General features: G+C 59.7%; 16 protein-coding genes and 1 pseudogene. 9 read left to right on the forward strand and 8 right to left on the reverse strand.

The window, feature by feature from the left end; translation table 11 throughout:
* The first annotated feature begins 715 nt into the window (after window positions 1-715).
* Window positions 716-973 carry a DsbA family protein gene (locus C7I85_RS30645; protein ID WP_146148938.1) on the forward strand — a complete coding sequence of 86 codons (258 nt, stop codon included), beginning with the start codon at window positions 716-718 and terminating at the stop codon, window positions 971-973.
* Window positions 974-1,056: 83 nt separating this feature from the next.
* Here C7I85_RS30645 and C7I85_RS24040 read toward each other — a convergent pair whose 3' ends face one another.
* Window positions 1,057-1,593, reverse strand: a complete 537-nt coding sequence (locus C7I85_RS24040; protein WP_106726552.1) for a metallophosphoesterase family protein — start codon at window positions 1,591-1,593, stop codon at window positions 1,057-1,059.
* 305 nt (window positions 1,594-1,898) lie between these two features.
* Here C7I85_RS24040 and C7I85_RS24045 point away from each other — a divergent pair, with 305 nt between their 5' ends.
* The 4 genes and pseudogenes from C7I85_RS24045 to C7I85_RS24060 all read left to right on the forward strand — a co-directional run bounded on the left by C7I85_RS24045 (window position 1,899) and on the right by C7I85_RS24060 (window position 7,893).
* A complete protein-coding gene (locus C7I85_RS24045; protein ID WP_106726553.1) occupies window positions 1,899-3,377 on the forward strand; it encodes a protein adenylyltransferase SelO in 1,479 nt (492 codons plus the stop codon).
* A gap of 754 nt (window positions 3,378-4,131) precedes the next feature.
* Window positions 4,132-4,662 (forward strand): dihydrofolate reductase family protein, encoded by a 531-nt coding sequence (locus tag C7I85_RS24050; RefSeq protein ID WP_106726554.1) that lies wholly within the window; start codon window positions 4,132-4,134, stop codon window positions 4,660-4,662.
* Between the two features lie 308 nt (window positions 4,663-4,970).
* A pseudogene (locus tag C7I85_RS24055) lies at window positions 4,971-5,735 on the forward strand (IS110 family transposase); the annotation flags it as partial.
* A gap of 523 nt (window positions 5,736-6,258) precedes the next feature.
* The gene (locus tag C7I85_RS24060; protein WP_106726555.1) at window positions 6,259-7,893 is read left to right on the forward strand and encodes a tetratricopeptide repeat protein; all 1,635 of its coding nucleotides are present in this window, start codon (window positions 6,259-6,261) and stop codon (window positions 7,891-7,893) included.
* On the opposite strand, the gene C7I85_RS24065 is transcribed toward C7I85_RS24060, so the two are convergent.
* Window positions 7,870-9,252, reverse strand: coding sequence for an amino acid permease (locus C7I85_RS24065; protein ID WP_106726556.1), 1,383 nt, complete (start codon window positions 9,250-9,252; stop codon window positions 7,870-7,872). The two genes, C7I85_RS24060 and C7I85_RS24065, sit on opposite strands and share 24 nt — an antisense overlap.
* Window positions 9,253-9,472: 220 nt before the next feature.
* Window positions 9,473-9,919: a histidine kinase gene (locus C7I85_RS24070; RefSeq protein WP_106726557.1), complete on the reverse strand. Its 447-nt coding sequence runs from the start codon at window positions 9,917-9,919 to the stop codon at window positions 9,473-9,475.
* Window positions 9,920-10,176: 257 nt separating this feature from the next.
* Here C7I85_RS24070 and arcD point away from each other — a divergent pair, with 257 nt between their 5' ends.
* Genes arcD through arcC form a run of 4 tightly spaced genes read left to right on the forward strand, consistent with a single transcriptional unit; the run spans window position 10,177 to window position 14,896 of the window.
* Window positions 10,177-11,661, forward strand: coding sequence for an arginine-ornithine antiporter (gene arcD, locus C7I85_RS24075; RefSeq protein ID WP_106726558.1), 1,485 nt, complete (start codon window positions 10,177-10,179; stop codon window positions 11,659-11,661).
* Between the two features lie 32 nt (window positions 11,662-11,693).
* The gene (gene arcA / locus C7I85_RS24080; RefSeq protein WP_106726605.1) at window positions 11,694-12,923 is read left to right on the forward strand and encodes an arginine deiminase; all 1,230 of its coding nucleotides are present in this window, start codon (window positions 11,694-11,696) and stop codon (window positions 12,921-12,923) included.
* 23 nt (window positions 12,924-12,946) lie between these two features.
* Window positions 12,947-13,951, forward strand: coding sequence for an ornithine carbamoyltransferase (locus tag C7I85_RS24085; protein WP_106726559.1), 1,005 nt, complete (start codon window positions 12,947-12,949; stop codon window positions 13,949-13,951).
* A gap of 3 nt (window positions 13,952-13,954) precedes the next feature.
* Complete coding sequence (gene arcC / locus C7I85_RS24090; RefSeq protein WP_106726560.1) at window positions 13,955-14,896, forward strand: carbamate kinase; 942 nt, start codon at window positions 13,955-13,957, stop codon at window positions 14,894-14,896.
* Window positions 14,897-14,956: 60 nt separating this feature from the next.
* Here arcC and C7I85_RS24095 read toward each other — a convergent pair whose 3' ends face one another.
* From C7I85_RS24095 to dinB, 5 genes are all read right to left on the reverse strand, one after another.
* On the reverse strand, window positions 14,957-16,708 hold the full coding sequence (locus C7I85_RS24095; RefSeq protein WP_106726561.1) for a monovalent cation:proton antiporter-2 (CPA2) family protein: 1,752 nt from the start codon (window positions 16,706-16,708) through the stop codon (window positions 14,957-14,959).
* Window positions 16,709-16,973: 265 nt separating this feature from the next.
* Entirely contained in the window at window positions 16,974-17,771 is a 798-nt protein-coding gene (locus tag C7I85_RS24100; protein ID WP_106726562.1) for a glutathione S-transferase family protein, read from the reverse strand.
* 165 nt (window positions 17,772-17,936) lie between these two features.
* Complete coding sequence (locus C7I85_RS24105) at window positions 17,937-19,112, reverse strand: SGNH/GDSL hydrolase family protein (protein WP_106726563.1); 1,176 nt, start codon at window positions 19,110-19,112, stop codon at window positions 17,937-17,939.
* Between the two features lie 40 nt (window positions 19,113-19,152).
* Window positions 19,153-19,722: a TetR/AcrR family transcriptional regulator gene (locus C7I85_RS24110; protein ID WP_106726564.1), complete on the reverse strand. Its 570-nt coding sequence runs from the start codon at window positions 19,720-19,722 to the stop codon at window positions 19,153-19,155.
* Window positions 19,723-19,999: 277 nt separating this feature from the next.
* Window positions 20,000-21,088 carry a DNA polymerase IV gene (gene dinB / locus C7I85_RS24115; protein ID WP_106726565.1) on the reverse strand — a complete coding sequence of 363 codons (1,089 nt, stop codon included), beginning with the start codon at window positions 21,086-21,088 and terminating at the stop codon, window positions 20,000-20,002.
* Window positions 21,089-21,136 lie beyond the last annotated feature (48 nt).

Consider the following 21,136-nt stretch of genomic DNA (forward strand, 5'->3'; position numbering starts at 1 on the left):
AATTATACTAATACAAGCAAAGTAATGCAGCAAAATATTGGCTGAAAATAACTCAATAATTCCAGAAAATACGAGGAATACGGCAGCAATCACGCAATTTTCTATTTGTTGATAACTTATTTTGCATGGCAGATGGTTGCTGTCACTGCCTTGGTGCGACATTGGGACTCTCTGTCATGAAAATGAGACGGATAGTCATGATGCCCTAAGCCGAACCCTTGGGAGGTGGCTTCTTTCGGCTTTCGGAGCGGTGGCAGATGGCAATTCGGCTACCGTCCTGAGCGGTTTCGGTAGCTTCCATCGGAGAGACCTCTGCTATCTTGTATTTCGCTGCCGCGCATCAGTGCCTTTCCAGCCGCCGAGCATGTCGAAAGCGTCCAGGCCATCCAATTGGTCATTGTGATGGGATTGTAGCCGCGAGCTCGCAACGGATCGGCGGCCATGGCCTTGGCTACACCCGCATTTGGGCAGTCCTTCCCGACCGTCGAGGAGGTCTTGTTCGATCGCGAAATACCAGTGCTCGGCAATCCGGAGGGCGATGTCACGGTAGTGGAATATTCGGAATTAGGTAGCAACTGCCACCAAACGGGCAGTTGCTACCTAATTCCGCTTTTCTGTCTGCTTACAAGTTGCCCAATCCGATTCATCCATCCGTTCATGCGTCGAGCCAGGTGCTTGCGTCTGGCGATCGCTACGAAAAGGCGCTCGGCGCCTGATGGTGACACCGGCGCGTCTGCGCAAGGAGGAGGTGGAGGCCGTCCTCGCCGAGGCCGGGCTCGATCCATCCGACCTCTTCGCCGCCTTCAAGGAGGATATGGTCCGGATCGACGGAATCCTCGCCCGCAACATGGTCCAGGCCAACGCTTTCGGCTTCGGCGGCGCTCCCGCCTTCATCATCGAGACCCGGATCTACCACGGCGCGATGGACAGGCAGGCACTGCAAGCGGCCATAGCCACGGCCCGCGAGAACTGAGGCTGAGCGCGTGAGCCGACGCTCAGGAGACATTTCTGCTCGTCGGAAGTTTGATCAGAACGGCCAGTTCTCTCCAACGTCCGCTAATCGTTCTTCGGACGCCAGAAGCTGACGGTCCGTTCTCGGCCCTTGTCAGACATGCTGACGGCTTCAGTGAAGATCTGAGGCAATCTCGTAATCTTGGGCACCAATCGCCCGTGGATGATCTGGACCATTGCCAAGGTGATGGGCAGCCTGAACCTGCGCGGGCCTGCACTGCCCGGGTTGAGATAAATAACGTCATCGCGGCTCTCGATACTGGCACGATGAGAATGACCAGAAATCACGAGATTGATGCCCATCATGGCTGGAGCAAACGTCATATCCTTTCGGTCGTGGATCACGAATATCTTCTGCCCGAACAGCGTCACTTGAAGGGTATCTGGAAACATAGACGCCCACGGCTCGACATCGACATTGCCGCGAATTGCCGAGACTGGCGCAACACGTTCCAATCTCTCGATGACGGTGGGGTTTCCAATGTCGCCCGCATGGACGATGTGGTCGACGCCTTGGAAAAGCGCAACAGCGTCCTCACGCAGAAGGCCGTGAGTATCTGAGATCACACCGAGAATGTTCATAGAGCCCAGAACTATCAGTCCTCGCTGGCACTGGCGAGAATGCTGACTTCGGAGTCGTTGGTCTGCGCTTGGAGACCCAGAACGAGGAACACGTCAAGAGTACGCGTACGCATCAGACCCTCGGCCGCTCGCTTCCTTCTAGATATGGAATGGCGATACGGCGACAACTGACAGCAGCTTCCTGGCTGGACGTCCAATATCAGAAACTGCGATTGGGTTGCGACCCAACAGCCCCTCTCAAATTGTTGGCCCGCGACCCGCGGCATCCCTATTTAGCTGGTAACCTGAACAAGCCCCGAGATGTCATGCGCAGTCCCCGGTTCCAACACACTTATGCCGCCGACCTCCCCGAACGGCTTTACGCCCGTCCGTATCCATCCTCGGTTTCGAGACCGCGTCTGCTGGAACTGAATGAAACACTGGCGACGGAACTAGGCCTCGACATCGGCTGGTTGCGTAGTCCTGACGGTATCGAAATGCTGGCCGGAAACCGCTTCCCCGCTGATGTGCGCCCCATCGCCCAGGCCTATGCGGGTCACCAGTTCGGCAACTTCGTGCCGCAGCTTGGCGACGGTCGTGCCGTCCTCGTCGGAGAGTTGCTCGATACCAGCGGCCAATTGCGCGACGTTCAATTGAAGGGCTCCGGTCCGACCCGGTTTTCCCGCAATGGCGATGGGCGCGCAGCGCTCGGACCGATGATGCGCGAGTACATCGTCAGCGAGGCGATGCACGCACTCGGGATCCCAACCACCCGAACGCTATCGCTGGTTGCCACTGGCGAGCACGTCTACCGCGAGACCAGGCTTCCCGGAGCGCTGATAGCGCGCGTTGCGGCCAGCCACATCCGCGTCGGCACGTTCCAGTACCTTGCCGTACGGGAAGACATCGACGGCCTGCGGGCGTTGGCGGACTACGCAATTGCGCGGCACTATCCGCATCTCGCCGAAGTCCCCCGTCGCTACCTTGGGTTCCTCAACGCCGTTGTAGCAGCGCAGGCGAAGCTGGTGGCACAATGGATGCTGGTCGGCTTTATCCATGGCGTCCTCAATACCGACAACGTCGCAATTTCTGGCGAGACGATCGATTATGGTCCATGTGCGTTCATGGACGCCTATCATCCGGCGACTGTGTTCAGTTCCATCGACCATCAAGGTCGCTACGCGTTTGCAAACCAGCCCCGTATCACCGTCTGGAACCTGGCGCGACTGGCCGAAGCGCTGCTGCCCATTCTGGGAAGCGAAGCAGGCGGAGACGATGAAGGTTTTGTGCAGGCGAAAGCGGCGATCGGATTGTTCCAGGCACGCTACGAGGCTGCGTTTCATGAAGGCATCCGCCACAAGATCGGGCTGTTTACCAAACAGCCGGGCGACCTTGATCTTGCCGCCGAACTGCTTGACCTGATGGCACGCAACGGGGCGGATTTCACCCTTACATTTCGCGATCTCGCTCATGAGGTCGACGGCTCCGGCCGAGTACGCAACCACTTCATCGACCCAACTGCTTTCGATAGCTGGGCTTCGCGCTGGCGTGAACGGCTGGCTCGCGAACCGGAGAATGCAGCCGACCGGACAGCTCGGATGCGCACGGTGAACCCGAAGTACATAGCACGCAATCACCGTGTCGAAGCTGCCATCGCCGCCACCACCGATGAATGCGACTTTGGCCCTTTCCAGAGCTTGCTCGCTGTCCTGGCGCGTCCGTTCGACGAGCAGCCCGAGATGGAGGAATACGCGCAGCCACCAGCAGACGAAGAGCGCGTACTGCAGACATTCTGCGGTACGTAATTGCTACTACGGTACAGGTGCCGAATGAGATGGGTTGCTGTCTGATCGTTTAACCATGCATGGTTCGGCGAGAATGGGGTGGGGGAGCGGAATGGCAGCTTTTGCTGTCTGTGGGGGCGGAAGCAGTGTCTGGGATCGCCGCGCTTTTTTGCCGGCAGCTATCCCACATCAGAGGCTCGAAACCGGACTGTCTGCTGCCGGCCCCCAAGCTGCCGTGCGGTAACGCGCCCCGTGCCGGCCGTTCAGGGGCCTTTCCCACTGCCTGAAAGCAGACTTCGCAGACAGCGAAGTTGGTGGTTGAGATTGCACCACTCCCCGGGACATCATCTCCGGCGTTTCCTCGAAGCGTGGCGTGAGGTCCTTATGCGGATCGAGCTTCGAGCGCGACGGGTTGGTTCTGCCTGGGAGCGACCTTGTTGCCCGCGGTAGCGGCGACACCAGTATGCCGTCGTGGCGATCTCGATCGGAAAACGCAGCGCCGCCTCTCGCGTCGAGAGGCCCTCTTCAATAACCAAAATCACACGACCGCGAAGGTCCGCCTCAAGCTGCGCGACATCACACCCTCCTGGCAAATAGACAGAACAGTGAAACAGACGGCACCTTTCAGGAGAAACTCGACGACTCCGGTTTCAATGAAAATGCCTTTTGCATCACGACCCGCAGCACGGCAGCCGGCATCCGGCCGGATTGTAGCCCGCTTCATTTTCACGTACCCTCGGCAGCCTCCGAGGAGGTAGCGAGGAGAAGATCCCGTATGGCGAGGCTCGTCTTTTTATTGAATCAGTCGCTGGACGGCTATGTCGACCACACGGCATTTGCGCCCGATCCTGTGCTTTTTCGTCATTTCATCGACGACGTGCGCGGCCTAGCCGGCAGTGTATACGGTCGCCGCATGTACGAGGTGATGCGGTATTGGGACGACGATCATTCCGAGTGGGACGAGGCACAACGTGACTATGCGGCGGCGTGGCGGAGCCAACCGAAGTGGGTCGTGTCGCGCTCGTTGAAGTCGGTTGGCCCGAACGCCACTCTCGTCAAGGATGATGTAGAGGCGGCGATACGCGGGCTGAAAGCGCAGCTCGATGGGGAGATTGAAGTTTCCGGACCAGAGTTAGCGGGAGGTCTGACCGACCTGGGCCTTGTCGACGAGTATCGATTGTACCTCCATCCCGTTGTGCTCGGCGGCGGAAAGCCGTTCTTCGCCGGACCGCGGCCCCCACTGCGCCTCGTGGCGAGCGATCGTATCGGCGAGGACGTGATCAGGTTGACATACGTTCCAGCATAGTCACGGCAATTAGCTCGACGGACCGCTGAAGGGGCGGCTTTTGGGATCGGCGACGGCAGTCTTTAATGTCCGCCATGGTGAAGGGTTTCGGGTGCCGTGAGGCGTACGAAAGCCTCTCATGCAGGAACCCGCGGGCCACGGGCGATGGCTATGGGGATTTCGGATTTCGGCTGGTGGCGTTGATGGCGTGTTCGGCGTCGGGAACCGCCGGGATCGATGCCGACGGACCGCGTCGTGGTCCGACAGTACGGCATCGTCGGCCCGGCGCGCAGTCAGACGCGGCCCTGTCGGTATCGATGACCACCATGGACGCGGAAGCGATCTGCGAAGCGGTGACACGCCCGACCATGCGTTTCGTGGCAGTGAAGTCAGCCGAGCAACAGGCGGCCCTGTCGCTTCACCGCACGCGCAACCTTCTGGTCAAGCAGCGTACGCAACTGGTGAACATGATCCGTGGCCTGTTGGCGGAGTTCGGCATCGACATTCCGGAAGGTTTGGAGCGGGCGCTTGGGCTGGCGCGCCAGATCGCCGCGAAGGACGCTGAACCAGACGTGCCAGCGATGGCAATGCAGATTCTCGGCCTGCTGTGCGGTCAAGTACTCGACACCCACATCCGTCTCCAGGCGATCGATCGTTCGATCGGTGCTCTGCAACGAACCGACGAGGTGGCGCGGCGTCTATCGATGATACCTGGCATCGGCCCGGTCGGTGCAACAGCGTTGGCGGCATCGGTTGCCAATCCGGGGCAGTTCCGCTCAGGGCGAGAATTCGCCACCTGGCTGGGGCTGACACCCTCACAAAACTCGAGCGGCGGTAAGGACCGGCTCGGCCGCATCACCAAGATGGGCGACCTCTATCTGAGAAAGCTCCTTGTGATTGGCGCAACCTCTTTGATCCGCCGTGCCAGGCATAAGCCCGAGACGGCGGATCCGCGCCTGCTCGCGCTGCTCGCCCGGAAGCCAGCGCGCCTGGCGAGTGTGGCCATGGCGAATAAGATGGCCCGTGTGGTCTGGGCGATCATGGCGCGCGGGGAGACTTATCAAGCTCGCCATGCCTCGACCATGGCGCTGTAAGGTGGCGAAGGAAATGAGCCGTTGAAGAGCAGCACAAACAGTTCGAGCCGTCCATTCGGTTCCATGAGGTTGTAAGGGCGACGCGATGTGATGGCGACACCGGTCAGCCGGGAACAAGGACAACCCGTCCGATGTCTGAGGCGTCATAGCCTGCAAAGCAGATTGGGACCTTGTTCGCCGACCCCATCAGGGCCAGCAGCTTCGAACAGCTGCATCAACAGGCCGGACAGAAGACTGCACCCGACCGACGCGCCATAACGCCGAATTACCTCTTGCAATACGGGAGCCATCCACAGAAGACATCGTTCACGATCATGCTGTAGGTCATGCGTCGCGCGTCCCAAAGCGGACGAGTATTTTATGACCAGTCCTGGCGCAGCGCGGTGCGCCAATGGGCCACAGAGTGGTCTGTGTCGCGCGATGCGCGGGCTCATTTTGCCCGAACGCAAGTTCTGCTACTATCTTACGTCCGTGCGTAGGAGTTGCGGTCAAGCTAATCCTCTATCGCACCAAGAGATTCTGCATGGTGGATAAGGTATGCGATCACTCGCCTGACACGATAAGAGAGGAGTTGCTACGCGTCCTGGCCTCGCCGGATTTCGATTCAACGGAGCGAATCCGCAAATTCCTGACTTACGTTGTCGAGGAAACGCTCTGCGGTCATCCCGAGCGGATAAAGGCCTATACCATTGCGACCTCCGTGTTCGGGCGCGACGAAAATTTCGATCCGCAGGTCGATTCGATCGTGCGCATCGTGGCCGGGCGCATGCGGCGTTCGCTGGAGCGCTATTATCTGACCGAAGGGCGTGGCGATCCCCTTCGTATCCGGATCCCAAAAGGTTCGTATGTGCCTGTTTTTGAGGACCCGGCCAGTCTGAGGGCGGATCCTCGTGAAGCCCCATCCCATAGGTCGGAGAACGGGGGAACCTCGATCCTGGTCGAGGCCTTCACGCAAGAGGACGGCCACTCGACCTATCCCGATTTCGCCCTCGGACTTACAAGGTCGCTCATCGTGGGTCTCGCGCGCTTCGCAAGCTTTCGCGTGTTCGGCCCTGAGGCGTCACGCGGGCAAACAGGGGATGCAAGACCTGCAAAGGGAAATAGCGAGCCGACACGGTTTGATTACATCCTGAGGGGGGGAACAGCTATCGATAGTGAGCACTGCCGCGCCTATGCCCTCTTGATCGACGCGCGCAGTGAGCTTGCGATCTGGGGCGATAGTTTCGAATGCCCGCCGCACCCTTCGAAGATCTACGCGCTTCGCAGCGATGTCGCAAACGACGTGGTGCGGATCTTGGCGCAGCCTTACGGGGTCATCTTCAGCTACCGCGCCCGAGACGTCGAAGGCGCACCGCCGCACCGCCTAAGCAGTTACGACCGGTTGCTGCTCTTCTACCAGTATTGGCGAACCTTCGATCAGGAGTTAAGGGAGAAGGCGCGCGAATGCCTCGAATGGACCATTCAGTCCGAGCCTAACGCTGCCGACGCATTTGCCTTCCTATCGCTTGTCTGCTCTGACAGCTCGAATCCAGCAAAGGGAAGATGTGCTTCTTTTCTGGATCTGCGAGAGCGGGCTCTCGACCTCGCCGAGCGCGCCATCGAGCTGGCTCCCAGTTCTAGCTGGGGGCATTGCGCACGCTCGTTGGCCTACTGGCGCGTCGGCGACTTACGATCGAGCCTGGACGCGCTGGAAACCGCCCGGATGCTCAATCCCAACGATTCCACCATCATCGCGGAACTTGGTCAGCGCCACGCCATGATGGCAAACTGGGAAAGGGCGGTGCCGCTCATCGTGCGATCTTTCGCGACAAGCCCAGCCCAACCCGGAAGGTACAGGGTCGGACTTTTTCTTTACCACTATGCCCACGGGCGATACCGAGATGCCTTCATGGAGGCCCGCAAGATTGGCGACTCCGATTTGCTTTCGACACGCGCAGCTATTGCCATGGCCGCGGCGCAACTAGGTCTACGAGAGGAGACGTCCGAGGCGATACGACAAATCCACAATCTCGATCCTGGCTTTGGCGACCACATCAAATCTGATCTGGAAGGCCAGCATCTTCATCCAGACCTGATACGCATGATCGTCGACGGATTGAAAATGGCGGCGCTGCCGGGCCGCGACACGAATTCTTCACAGCTTGGACTGGGACGCTAACTCACCGACGGAAGCATTTGCGTTACGCCACTTGATCCAAACGTGAATCGGAATGCCGGCCAGAATGAGCAGAAAACCGAGGTAGATGGTCTCTGCTCCTGAGCCGTAGAGCGCCCACAATGAATAAACGAAGCCGAGACAGCCGAGTATCGCGATCTTGACTACCGCCGGCCCACCGGACGTGCGGCCAGTCCGCACAAGGATCATCAATTCAGCGAGCGAGCACAGTGCGTAAGGCAACAAGCTCGACATGACAGCCAACAGGATGATGGTGTTGAACGCGCTCACGAGGCCCTTTGCAAAGTTCATCGTCACCAAGATGGAGGCGAGCAGGTTGGAGAGCACCAATGCGTTCGCTGGCGTGCCATAGCGCGACAAATGGCCGAAACGAACGGGGAATATGCGATCAAGTGCGGCCCCATAGGGAACTTGGCCACACAGCAGGGTAAAGCCGTTCAAAGTACCAAAGGTCGAGATCACCGCACCGATCGCTACGAGCACTCCGCCCTCTGCTCCCCACATCCGGCGCGCAACGTCGGCCAACGGCGCAGTCGAATGGGCGAGCGTATGCGGCGGCACGACCCCGATAGCGACGGTCGTCACGGCGATGTAAACAATCGCCGTAATCGATACGCCCAAGATGGTTGCTCGAGGGATCGTTCTCTTTGGATCGACTACGTCACCTGCAGGAACGGTGGCGGATTCCAGTCCAAGATATGCCCAAAGCGTCAGCGCGGCCGCACCTGATATCGCGGCCAGATCGGATTTGCCGCTCGTATTTAGAGCCGTGAAATTCGCGGAATCGATCCAAAGGAAACCCAAGGTTCCAATAAGCGTGAGCGGAACCAGCTTGAGTACAGTGGTGACTACCTGCACGAAGCCTGCTTCCTGGACGCCGCCCACATTGATCAAGGTCAGCGTCCATATGGCTATCAGGGCGACGGCGAGGCCATAAGCGTGCGAGCCTGCCACCGCGGGTACCAGGAAGCCTACATATCCGGCGAGGGCGACGGCCACCGCCGCATTGCCCGTCCACAGCGCAATCCAGTAGCCCCACGCGATGATGAACCCTGCGAAATCTCCGTAGCCTTCTCGGGTATAGGCATAGGGGCCACCAGTTTTCGTAACGACCTGCGAGAGCCGGCCGAAGATCACCGCCAAGACCACTGCACCAAAGGAGGTCACGGCCCAGCCGCCGAGCGCAATTGGCCCGTACGCTGCCAGCGATGCCGGCAGGAGGAATATTCCCGAGCCGATCATATTGCCGACCACCAGGGCCGTGCATGCACCAAGTCCCAGAGCACCCGGTGCGCTGGGAGCTTCGTTCGGAACGACGGTCGTCCCATGCTGCTCGGTCATGTCTCCGCCTGTCTTCCAAGCTGTGCGATGCGGGACCAGCGGTAAGTCTGCTTACAGTCAGTATGCCTTCTTAGAAAATAGGGGCAGCTAACGAACCTCTGCACGCAAAGCCCAGAGTTGCCAGCGTATAGGGCCAAGTTTACCGCAAGCCACACCACGGCCCCCCAAAAAAGCGCGGACTCCCCCACGCCGAGGGAAGCGAGGCAAAAGGCCTATTGGATCATTGGCCCCAGTTCAGGAAAAAGCCGACATCTCCCGGAATGCCGCCAGGGAAATTGATGATCATTGCTTTGAGTTTGTATCCTTGAGGCTTTCCGAAGGTCTGATAGCGCTCGTAGAATTCCTTGGCCTTGCCCTGCAGCGTTTGGGGCCAGTCCGGATCGTTACTATTTATCGCGCGGCCGTTATCCGTGCACATCTCGGAGGGAAAGCTGTAAACCATCGCCTCTAGCCTGCCGTCCCTCACGGCGTTCATCACCAGTCGCCGAACGGTGGCGATTTCGTTCTCGGTGACGTGGTGCCTTAGGAAGTTCGCGGTGAAATCCGCGAGCTCCTTCTTCTTGGCTTCTTGCTGCTTCTGGTACAGGTTGGACTTCTCCAGTTCCTGTTCGAGAAGCATTTTGCGAAGCTGCGAGGCGCTGGGCGGGGTTTCTGCAGGATTGGCCATGTCACCACCTGAAGGGCAACGCTGATCATACAGATTTGGAGATACGAGGCTTCAGACTCGTTTCAACCGGAGCGTAGTAACAATAACGTAAATTCTAGTAAATTACGTGATCTGCCTCGAATCGAGCCGGGACAAGCTTAATCCCCCACCTAGTTCACCGCCTATCCTACTTGGCCAATCCCCGGAAGAACGAACTTGCATGGCGGGTTCCGGGACGTCAGTCATTTAGTTAGCCGGAGATGGAGTGGAGGTCGGAAATGTCGACCACAGCTTTCACGGGCGAACAACAAAAAACGGCTTCTGAGACACCTACCAAGCTAACCTTACTGCCGCTCATTGCGTTGGTCGTCGGCTCGATGATTGGCGGTGGAGCGTTCAATCTCCCCTCCGATATGTCGCGCCAGGCTTCTCCCGCTGCAATTCTGATCGGCTGGCTGATCACTGGCGTCGGCATGCTGATGCTGGCTTTTGTCTATCAGGGGCTTGCAGTCCGCAAACCCGACCTGAATGCAGGTCCCTACGCCTATGCCAAGGCTGGCTTCGGACCCTTCGTCGGCTTCAACAGCGCCTGGGGCTACTGGCTGAGCGCATTTCTAGGAAACGTTGCCTACGCGGTAGCGATCTTCTCAGCGCTATCGCACTTCTTTCCCGTCTTCGGCGGCGGCAACAATCTCGCCTCGATACTCGGGGCCTCAATCTGCCTTTGGCTAATTCACGTCCTCGTGCTGGGCGGCATAAGACAGGCTGCTTTCGTCAACATCGTTACGACCATCGCGAAACTTGTCCCACTGATGGCATTCATCTTGGCGGCGATCATCGGGTTCAATTGGGACAAGTTTGCATTCAATTTCTGGGGCAGCGGGGACGTCCAGGGGGTGGGTAACCTGGGTTCGATCCTCACCCAGGTCAAAAGCACCATGCTGGTAACGCTTTGGGTCTTCATCGGTATCGAAGGCGCAAGCGTCTATTCCGCGCGGGCGGCTCACAGATCCGACGTCGGTCGCGCAACGATCATCGGATTTTTCGGCGCGCTGGCGATCTATGTGCTGATCTCGATTCTGGCCACTGGCGTCCTGACACAGCCTGAGCTCGCGGCCCAGAAAGTGCCTTCGATGGCGGGAGTGATGGAAGCTCTCGTGGGCCGTTGGGGAGCTTCCTTGGTGAATCTCGGGCTAATCGTTTCGGTCAGCGGTGCCTTCCTGTCATGGACCCTGTTGTGCGCCGAAATCCCCTATACCTGCGGGCGTGACGGCACATTTCCCAAATGGTTCGGCGGCGAGAACCAGAATGGCTCGCCGGCGCATTCGCTTTGGGCGACCAACCTTCTGATCCAGGCTTTCCTGTTGCTCAGCCTGTTTTCCAAGAGCGCTTATCAGTTCTTCTATCTCATAGCATCCGTTGCGATCCTGCCTCCTTATGTTCTGTCAGGTGCCTACGCACTGAAACTTGCCATGAGCGGTGAAGGCTATGCCGATGGCGACCGCGCACGGAACCGAGACGCCCTGATTGGTCTATTGGCGACGCTTTATGGGCTCTGGCTCGTCTATGCCGCTGGCCTCGGATTCCTCCTGATGTGCGCGGTCCTCTTCGCGCCGGGGATTCTGGTCTACGCCAAGGCCAGGGCCGAGCACGGCGAGCGCGTTTTCGTCGGATACGAATATGTCATCGCCGCCGGGATCGTCGTGCTGGCAATTGCCGCCGCTTGGCTCATGTGGACCGGGAAGCTCACCCCATTTCACTAGGGAGGAAGGCTGAAAGCCCGATGGAGGAGATGATGCGAGAGTTCGGAGTACATTCGGAAGTTGGGAAACTGCGTACCGTTATGGTCTGCAAGCCTTCGCTCGCGCATCAGCGGCTCACGCCCGGCAATTGCCATTCTCTTCTGTTCGACGACGTGATCTGGGTGCACGAGGCCCAAAGCGACCACTACGACTTCGTGTTAAAGATGCAGGAGCGTGGCGTCGAGGTCCTCGAACTGCACGATCTGCTGGCAGAGACGTTTGAAGATCCGGAAGGACGGGCCTTCGTCCTGGACCGGTTGATCACGCCAAATTCAGTTGGCGTCCAAAATGCGTCGCTCATGCGTTCTTGGCTGGATGAGTTGAAGCCACCTCAACTTACGTTGCTGATGATCGGCGGCATCACCGTGGCCGATCTCCCGGAGAGCATCCTGAAGGAAATGATGCGTGAAGCCTTCAGCGAGGCGGAGTTTGTCCTGCCACCAGTCCCGAACACACTCTTCCAGCGTGATCCCTCGTGCTGGATATATGGCGGGGTCACATGCAATCCCATGTACTGGCCAGCGCGTCGGCCGGAAACCCTCCTGCAGCGCGCCATATACAAGTTCCATCCTTCGTTCCGCGACGGCAACTTCAAGATCTGGTGGGGAGACTCTGACGAAACGTTCGCCGGCGCTACCATGGAGGGTGGCGACGTCATGCCAATCGGCAAGGGAATAGTATTGATCGGCCTCGGCGAACGGACCACGCATCAGGCCGTTGGACAGGTCGCGCGGCAATTGTTCAGCAACAATGCGGCAACGCGAATTATCGGCTGCCTCATGCCGAAGAGCCGTGCGGCCATGCATCTCGATACCGTTTTCAGCTTTTGCGACCGCGACCTTGTCACCGTCTTTCAGGAAGTGGTCGATCAGATACGCTGCTACAGCGTCTATCCGGTGGATGAACACGGGCATTTCGAGGTCCGCAAGGATGAGAAACACGTCCTCGAGGTCGTGGCGGAGGCTCTCGGCCTTCCCAAATTGAGGGCGGTCGCGACGGGTGGCAACGCCTATCAGGCCGAACGGGAGCAGTGGGACGACGGCAATAATGTCGTCGCCTTGGAGCCGGGCGTGGTGGTTGCCTACGACCGCAATACCTATACCAACACGCTGCTGCGCAAAGCCGGTGTTGAAGTGATTACCATCCGCGGTTCGGAACTTGGTCGTGGCCGTGGCGGCGGGCACTGCATGACATGCCCGATCCTGCGCGACCCGGCCTACTGACCCACAAAGCAGGGAGTAGAATGATGAGCTTCAACCTACGCAATCGCTCGCTGTTGACCGTGCAGGATTATACGCCGCGCGAGTTCCGCTACCTGCTCGACCTCGCACGCGATCTCAAGCGTGCAAAATATGCGCGGACCGAGCAGGAGCATCTGAAGGGCAAGGAGATCTGCCTGATCTTTGAAAAGACCTCCACCCGCACGCGTTGCGCATTCGAAGTGGCTTGCCACGACCAGGGCGCCAACGTCACCTATCTCGATCCCGCCGGTTCGCAGATTGGCCACAAGGAGTCATTCAAGGACACGGCTCGTGTGCTCGGCCGGCTCTACGATGCCATCGAATATCGAGGCGCGGCTCAACAGGCCGTGGAGCAGCTTGCCGCTTACGCAGGCGTGCCGGTCTACAACGGGCTGACCGACGACTATCACCCGACCCAGATGCTGGCCGATGTCATGACGATGCGAGAGCACAGTGACAAGCCGATCACCGAGATCAAATATGCCTATGTCGGCGACACACGGTCCAACATGGGGCATTCCCTTATGATAGTCGGCTGCATGTTGGGAATGGATGTGCGCATCTGCGGCCCCAAGCAACTCTGGCCGTCGGAAGACTACATGAAGATCGCCAACGACCTTAAGGCCAAATCGGGCGCGACCCTGACTGTCACGGACGACCCGCAGGTGGCGGTCAAAGGAGTGGACTTCATTCACACCGACGTATGGGTGTCGATGGGCGAGCCGAAGGACGTGTGGGCCGAGCGCATTAAGCTGCTTACGCCCTTTCAGGTGAATGCGAACCTGATGAAGGCGAGTGGCAATGCCCAGGTGAAGTTCATGCATTGCCTGCCTGCTTTCCATGACACCGAAACCACGGTGGGCAAGCAGATCGCCGCAGATTACGGCATGGCCAACGGTTTGGAAGTCAGCAACGATGTCTTCGAGTCGGAGGCGAACGTCGCTTTCGAGCAGGCCGAGAACCGCATGCACACGATCAAGGCCCTCTTGGTAGCCACGCTGGGAGATTGAGCCATGCGCATCGTCATCGCGCTCGGCGGAAATGCGCTGCTGAAACGAGGCGAACCCATGACCGCTGAGGCTCAGCAGCGGAACGTGCTGGTCGCCGCCCAGGCCATTGCCCCGGTCGCCACCGAGCATCAGGTGGTGATCAGCCACGGCAATGGTCCGCAAGTGGGATTGCTGGCGCTGCAGGGGGCGGCCTACAAACCAGACGAAGCATATCCGCTAGACATACTGGGCGCCGAAACCGAGGGCATGATCGGATATATGATCGAACGGGAGCTCGGCAATCTGCTGCCGTTCGAGGTGCCGTTCGCCACCTTGCTGACAATGGTCGAGGTCGATGGCAATGATCCCGGCTTCAGCAATCCGACCAAGTTCGTCGGTCCGGTTTACGATCAGGCCGAAGCGGACCGGATCAAGGCGGAAAAGGGCTGGGTATTCAAACCCGATGGTCCGAAATGGCGGCGTGTAGTCCCTTCACCTCAGCCCAAGCGCATTTTTGAGATAAGGCCCGTGCGATGGCTGCTGGATCACGGCACCGTCGTGATCTGTGCGGGCGGCGGCGGCATTCCCACCGTCTATGCCCCCGATAAGGACCGCAAGCTCGTTGGCGTCGAGGCAGTCATCGACAAGGACTGGTGCTCGGAGTTGCTCGCGCGGGAGGTCGAGGCGGATTTGTTCATCATGGCGACCGACGCCGAGGCAGTTTTCATAGGATGGGGAACGCCGGAGGCGAAGGCCATACATAGGGCAAGCCCGGACGCGATCTCTGCCTATGAATTCCCAGCCGGATCGATGGGCCCCAAGGTCGAGGCGGCCTGCCATTTCGCTCGATCGACGGGACGCACCGCGGCGATCGGCGCCTTGGCCGACATCCCCGCGATCGTTCGCGGCGAAAAGGGAACATTGGTGAGCCCTGATTTCGAAGGCGTCAGTTGGCACTCTCAATGATCAGTGCCAAGTCGAGAAAAGTCTCACTCGTTGGGAGGCGCTTCCGGTGGCCCTTCAATTTCACGGGCGTTTCGACATTTCCGGTGCTGATCGCCATGCCAGCACCCCCTGTGACCCGGACGCTTGATAGGCGGCTTGCCTGAGGCTTCCAATCACCTCTTCGATCTTGGCGTCGCTGTCTCCAAGAGTCTTGAGAACCATGCCGCCGAGCAGCAGGCTCGACTCGATCGTTTCCGGCATAACCTGGCTTGCGCCGTTGCGCAGCAATTCGTCCATGTTTTCGGCGTCGCGCGCCCGGACAACAACAGGGATATCGGGTAACTCGCTCCTGATCATCCTGAGGACTGATGCTGTGGCGCTGGGGGCATCAAGGGTGATTACAGCGGCGCGCGCCTGCCCGATCTTCGTGGCGTGAATGATCACTTCATTGGAAGCGTCTCCAAAGAAAACGGGAAGCCCCTGAGCACGGGCCGCAGCCACATTGATGGGGTCGAGGTCAACCGCGATCCATCGGATTTTTCGTGCATCGAGGATGGCGGCAATAGTGCGGCCTACGCGTCCAAAGCCTGCGATGACTACATGGTCCGTAAGAGCTTCTGCCTCCGACGCCAATGAGGCCAAGCCGCCAGGCGCTCTTGCTTGTAACCAGGATTGTGTAAGCTGCCCGATCCGGCCCAAAAGCGGCGTCAATGCCATGGTGATGGCCACGACAGTCAACAGGAACTGGCCTGCCTGGACCGGAAGGACCCCAGTTCCCATCGCAAGCGAAATCAGTACGAATGCGAACTCGCCGCCCTGCGCGAGATGCAATCCTACAGTGGCAGCGAGCGGCAGAGGCAGTTGAAACAGTCGGCACAAGCCAGTCATGATCGTTGCCTTGGCAAGTACCAGAAGCGCGGTCGCAGCCAAGATCTCAGGCAACCGCGGCGCGACGGTCCGAAAGTCGACAAGCATTCCTATGGAAATGAAAAACAGCCCCAGGAGCAGGCCGCGGGCAGGACGGATATCGGCTTCGATCTGGTGACGATATTCGGTGCCGGCCAGCATCAGGCCGGCCAGGAACGCGCCGAGTGCGGTGGACAGACCCGCTTGTATCATTCCCCAAGTGGTCCCCAGAACCACCAGCAATGTTGCGGCGGCAAACAGTTCCGGGCTGCGCATCCCGGCAATCATGCGGTACAGCGGGCGGAGCACCCATCGGCCTACCACCAGAATGAGAGCAAGAGCGGCGACGGCCTTCGCCGCCGCAATTGCGAGCGCTTCGGAGAGCGCATCGGGTTGGGAGCCGAGCGCGGTTACAACTGCCAGACCCGGCACTACTGCGAGATCCTGGAGCAGCAGCACGGATAGAACAACCCGACCAAAATGTGTGTGAAGCTCCCCGCGTTGTGAGAGAAGCTGAAGCACAAACGCCGTTGACGACAAGGCCAGTGCCCCGCCGATCACGGCCGCTTGGCCCGGACTGGCACCGAGAGCCAGTACGCCCGCGGCAAGAACCGTTCCAGTGACCACGACTTGGGCGACGCCGAGGCCAAACACGTATCGCGCCATCACCCGGAGCCTTTCGGGCGATAGCTCCAGACCGATTGAAAACAGCATGAAGACAACGCCGAGCTCGGCCAGTTGGTGAGTGCCCTCGACCTCGTGCACGAGTGCGAGCCCGTGAGGACCGATTATGGCGCCCGCGACAAGGTAACCGATGACGGCGTTGACGCCGAAACGGCGAAACAGCGGCACGACCACTATTGCCGCAAGCAGGAAGACGATAGCGTCGCGCAGGATCACGGGTTCGTGGAACGCGGGAGCTGCCATAGGCGGATCCGAAAACCGGTGCGAATTGTACAGTTTAACGCGATTACGCCCCGAACGCGAGTTCGCTGGGGTGCGTGCCCACTCTGACAGCGCGACTTGTGGCCTACAATTCGTCCGCGGCGGAGGCGTCCATGGCTTTGGCCGCGAGCGAGCTCCTTAGGTCCAGCGCGCGCTCGCGCTATACCACCAAACTGCCACATCCTTCAAAAGACAGCGGGGAGCCCGTCGTCTGACCCGAGGCGGCGGGCTCTTCTTGCCATTACGGTTAGGATGCCGATAGCCCGAGCTCCAAGTCCGTCGCCGGCAAGCCGTATTTCTCGCGTGACGGCCAGGGGCGATCCTGCCAGCGCGGCTCGAAGGCGAAGCTGGAAACCTGGCGGCCCGGAAGCAGCGCTCCGTTTCCTGCACCCATGGCGTAGTCGTAGTAGAGCTTGACGATCTCTTCCTTGCAGACCTGCTGGACGGCGGGATGGATCAGGCAAGCATCGCGCCAGCGACGTACTCGTTCCAAGCCAAGCTCGGCAACGTCGAAATCCTCATAATAGTCGAGAAACCAGAAGCGCATGAACAGCGGCGTGAATACGGCTTCTGCCAGGCCGAAGCCGTCGAACAGATAGGCCCCTGCCGGATTGTGCCATTCAAGGAAATCGTTCAGCCGGCGATATTGCGCAATCATCGCTTCGCGGCAGCCGGCGCGCCGGTCGCGATCCTGGTTCATGACGAAGCGGTATCCTGCCCCGGTGAAATCGCCCTCCATGGCGATCAGCATCGATTCGATCGCCCGCTCATAAGGAGCGGACCGTGCAACCGGTGCATCTTGGAACAATTCGTCGAGATAGCGCAGGATGACGAGGCTTTCCTTGAGGACACCCTGTGCCGTCTGCATGATCGGCAATGCCGTGGACCCGCGGGAAAGCTCCAGCAGTGCGGCATCGCGCGGTCGTGTGATATCGACGACCGAGAAACGCACGGCATCGCGTTTTCCCTTCAGTTCCAGCAGGATTTCCAGGCGCTGCGAAAAAGGACAGACGGGGATGTGATAGACAACAAGCTCACTCTGCATTGCTTCCCTCCCATGCTTCGATGACATGGGGACGCAAATTGGTGCAATGGTCAATCCGTCATAAGCGCCCGGCTCCTTGCCGTTCACCTCGCCTGTTGGAGCAAGCGCGGAGCATCAAGAAGCCGCCTACGAGATTTTCAGAAGCGAAACCGCGCTTTGCACTCTTTACCCATAACGTTGACGAAAGGGGCCGGCGGCTAGATTTGCGAAACGTTCACCTATTAGCCTGTGGGTGTCGGCATCCGGATGGAGTTGGTCAGGCAGAGGCAGGCGATCGTGGTCCGCTTCCCCATAGAGCTCCGTCCCATCAAGGTAGTGGATGTTGGCGTCGCTTCCCGACCTGCGTTGGACGATGGCGCGGAGCTGCTCTCGGATGATGGTCAGCGTCAGCTTGCCTCGCGACACGTCCTCGGCATTGCCCGCGGCCCGAAACAGCAACCGCCCCAGTTGCAACGCTAGGATATCGGCCTGGCTAGGACCCGGCACCGTTTCGTGGATCGGGCAAAAAACTGGGGAGACAACGAGCAGGGGTGTCGTAGGATGACCGTCGCGGACGGTATCGAGAAAGCCATGCACCGCCGGGCCGAAGGCGCGCAACCGCATCAGGTCGGTGTTGACCAGATTGATACCGATCTTGACGCTGATGAGGTCCGCCGGCGTGTCACGCATGGTGCGGGCAACGAAAGGGTCAAGCACAGCGCTGCCGCCGAAGCCGAGATTGATGAGCTCGACCTCCGCCAAGTTGGCCGCGATCACAGGCCAGGTCCCGGTGGGCGAGGCGGCATTCGAGCCTTGGCTGATCGAGCTGCCATGGTGAAGCCAGACACGTTTGCCGGTCGCCCCAACAGGGGTGATTGGCGCATCGGAGCGCAGGGCGACCAGCTCCGTCGTCTCGTCGTGCGGCAGCCAGATTTCCACCGTCTTGTCGTGGCCCGGAAGGTCGCAAAAGCGCAGCGTCTGCGGTTGGCCCGGCTCGACCACCGCAGAAGCTGTGGCCATGTTGATCCGCTGGACCTTGCCGCCTGAGGCGCTCTCCTGGCGTTGCAGCCGTCCATCGACGCGCAAGTCGTAAACGCCGGCGGGCCGCGCCGGCATGCCGATGTAGTCGCGCTTGGTCGGAAGGGTGTCGAGTTCTATTGCCACGGCCGATGTCCGAAACATCAGCCGAACGCCAGACGGCTGCGCTTCGGCCATGGCGAGTTGCGGATCATCGTTTCTCGCCCGCGCCTGCGCAGGCAGGCGGTGTGGAAGAAGGCCGACATCGGTGCATTCCAGTTCGAGGGCACCGAACAGGATGTCAGTAGTGATGGGCGTCGTGATCGGGGCGAGCTTGATCGTCATCACAGGGTCCAAATAGTTCGAGAGAAATGAGGGGGCGGGACTAGGGGAGGGCCCAGCCCCTCAGCAGCGCATCGAGAGCATTGAGGCTGCGCGACCAGGAGGCCTCAGCCTCGGGCTGGCTATGAGAGAAGCTTCCGGCCGATTCCAACACCGGAAACCCCAGGAAGAAACTGCCCAGCAAGCGGATCGCGTGGGTGCAATCGGTGTCGGTCAGCGCATAACCGCGCAACACTGCCTGAGTAGTGCGCGACAGCCTTGCCCCACCGCTCACAGCCGCGGAAGTGGCGTCAAGACGGAAGCGTGCCGCCTCGAACAGACCAGGATGCTCGCGCGCGAAATTGCGATGGACGTTGGCCAGGGCAACGAGGGCGTCTTTGCCCGCACGGCCGGCCACCGCCTCGTCTGCTCGGTCGGCCAGTTCAGACAGGGCGAACAGCGCGACGCTGGTCTTGAGGTCATCCGAGTTCTTCACGTGGGAGTAAAGGCTCGCCAGTTTCACAGCGAAGTGGCGCGCGAGCGCAGCAAGCGTCAGTTTGTCGAAGCCGTGTTCGTCCGCAAGCTTTGCAGCCGCTTCGACGAGGCGGTCCCGTGATAGGCCAATTCGTGGCACTTCAGCAAACCCTAATTAAATTAGGATATATCCTAATGCAATTAGGTATCTACATGCAAGAGCTTCGACGCACAAAATCTGCCCATTCTCCAAGTGCGAGGTGGTCGCCATCCCAAGTTCCGTCCCCCTGTAGCGCGGCTGAAGGCGGGAAGGAGCAAATTTTGGACGCAAAAATTGGGCGGCATGTGATGTCGGCTAGTCCTTCCGGCAGGATGCGGGGTCCACTAGGTTTGTGTTTGTAGGTGTTCCAGAGCATGAAATGGCGCGGCGTTACACGCTAGAGAAGGAATTCGAGTTGCGCCGGCGACGGCACGTTACTCCGGCCGAGGCTCGAAAGCGTAACGCCGAGCAGCCGCACCGATTTCCGGAACGGATAGGCTGCTTCCAGCAGCGTCGTCGCTGCGGTGAAGATCGCGTTGTCATCCGGGAATGCGGTTGGAACGGTACGGCTGCGGGTAATGATCTGGAAATCCGCGAAGCGGATCTTCACCGTCACGGTCTTGGCCGATATGTCGTGGCTGTCGCAGTATCGCCAGACCTTGGCGACCAGCGGCGCAAGCTCGCGTTTCGCCTCGGCCAGGTCGGCGATATCGATCGCGAACGTGTCCTCCGCGCCAACCGACTTTCGCTCACGGTCCGGCTTCACCTGCCGGTTGTCGATGCCGCGCGCGATGCCGTGGAAGTAGGGGCCTGACTTGCAGAAGTGGTCGGTCAGGAACTCCATGGATTTTTGTTTCAGGTCCGCGCCGGTCTCGATCCCGAGCGCCGCCATCTTCCTTGCCGTTGCCGGGCCGACCCCATGGAACTTTTTGACCGGCAGGCCCTCGACAAAGGCGGGGCCGTTCTTCGGCGAGATGACGGCCTGGCCGTTCGGCTTGTTGAGGTCCGAGGCCATCTTGGCGAGGAACTTGTTGTAAGAGATGCCGGCCGAGGCGTTGAGGCCCGTGACCGCCTTGATCCTGGCGCGGATTTCCGTGGCGATAGCTGTCGCGATCGCCACGCCTTTGAGATTCTCGGTGACATCGAGATAGGCCTCATCGAGCGACAGCGGCTCGATCAGCGGCGTGTACTCGGCGAAGATTGAGCGGATTTGCATCGAGACGGGGCGATAGACGTCGAAACGCGGTTTCACGAAGACAAGGTCGGGGCATTGGCGTGCCGCGGTCACCGAGGGCATCGCCGAGCGCACACCGAAAACGCGCGCCTCGTAGCTTGCGGCTGCGACCACGCCGCGGGCTGCCGGGCTACCGACGGCGACCGGTTTGCCGCGCAGCTCCGGATTGTCGCGCTGTTCGACCGACGCGTAGAAGGCATCCATGTCGACATGGATGATCTTCCTGGTCTGTGTCGCGACGTCCTCGCTCATCTCACTTCCCCATCGAGCGCAAGTGCGCGCCGAGCCCCCAAGAAATTT

Source organism: Pseudaminobacter soli (ex Li et al. 2025) (genome assembly GCF_003012705.1).
Lineage (GTDB): Bacteria > Pseudomonadota > Alphaproteobacteria > Rhizobiales > Rhizobiaceae > Pseudaminobacter > Pseudaminobacter soli.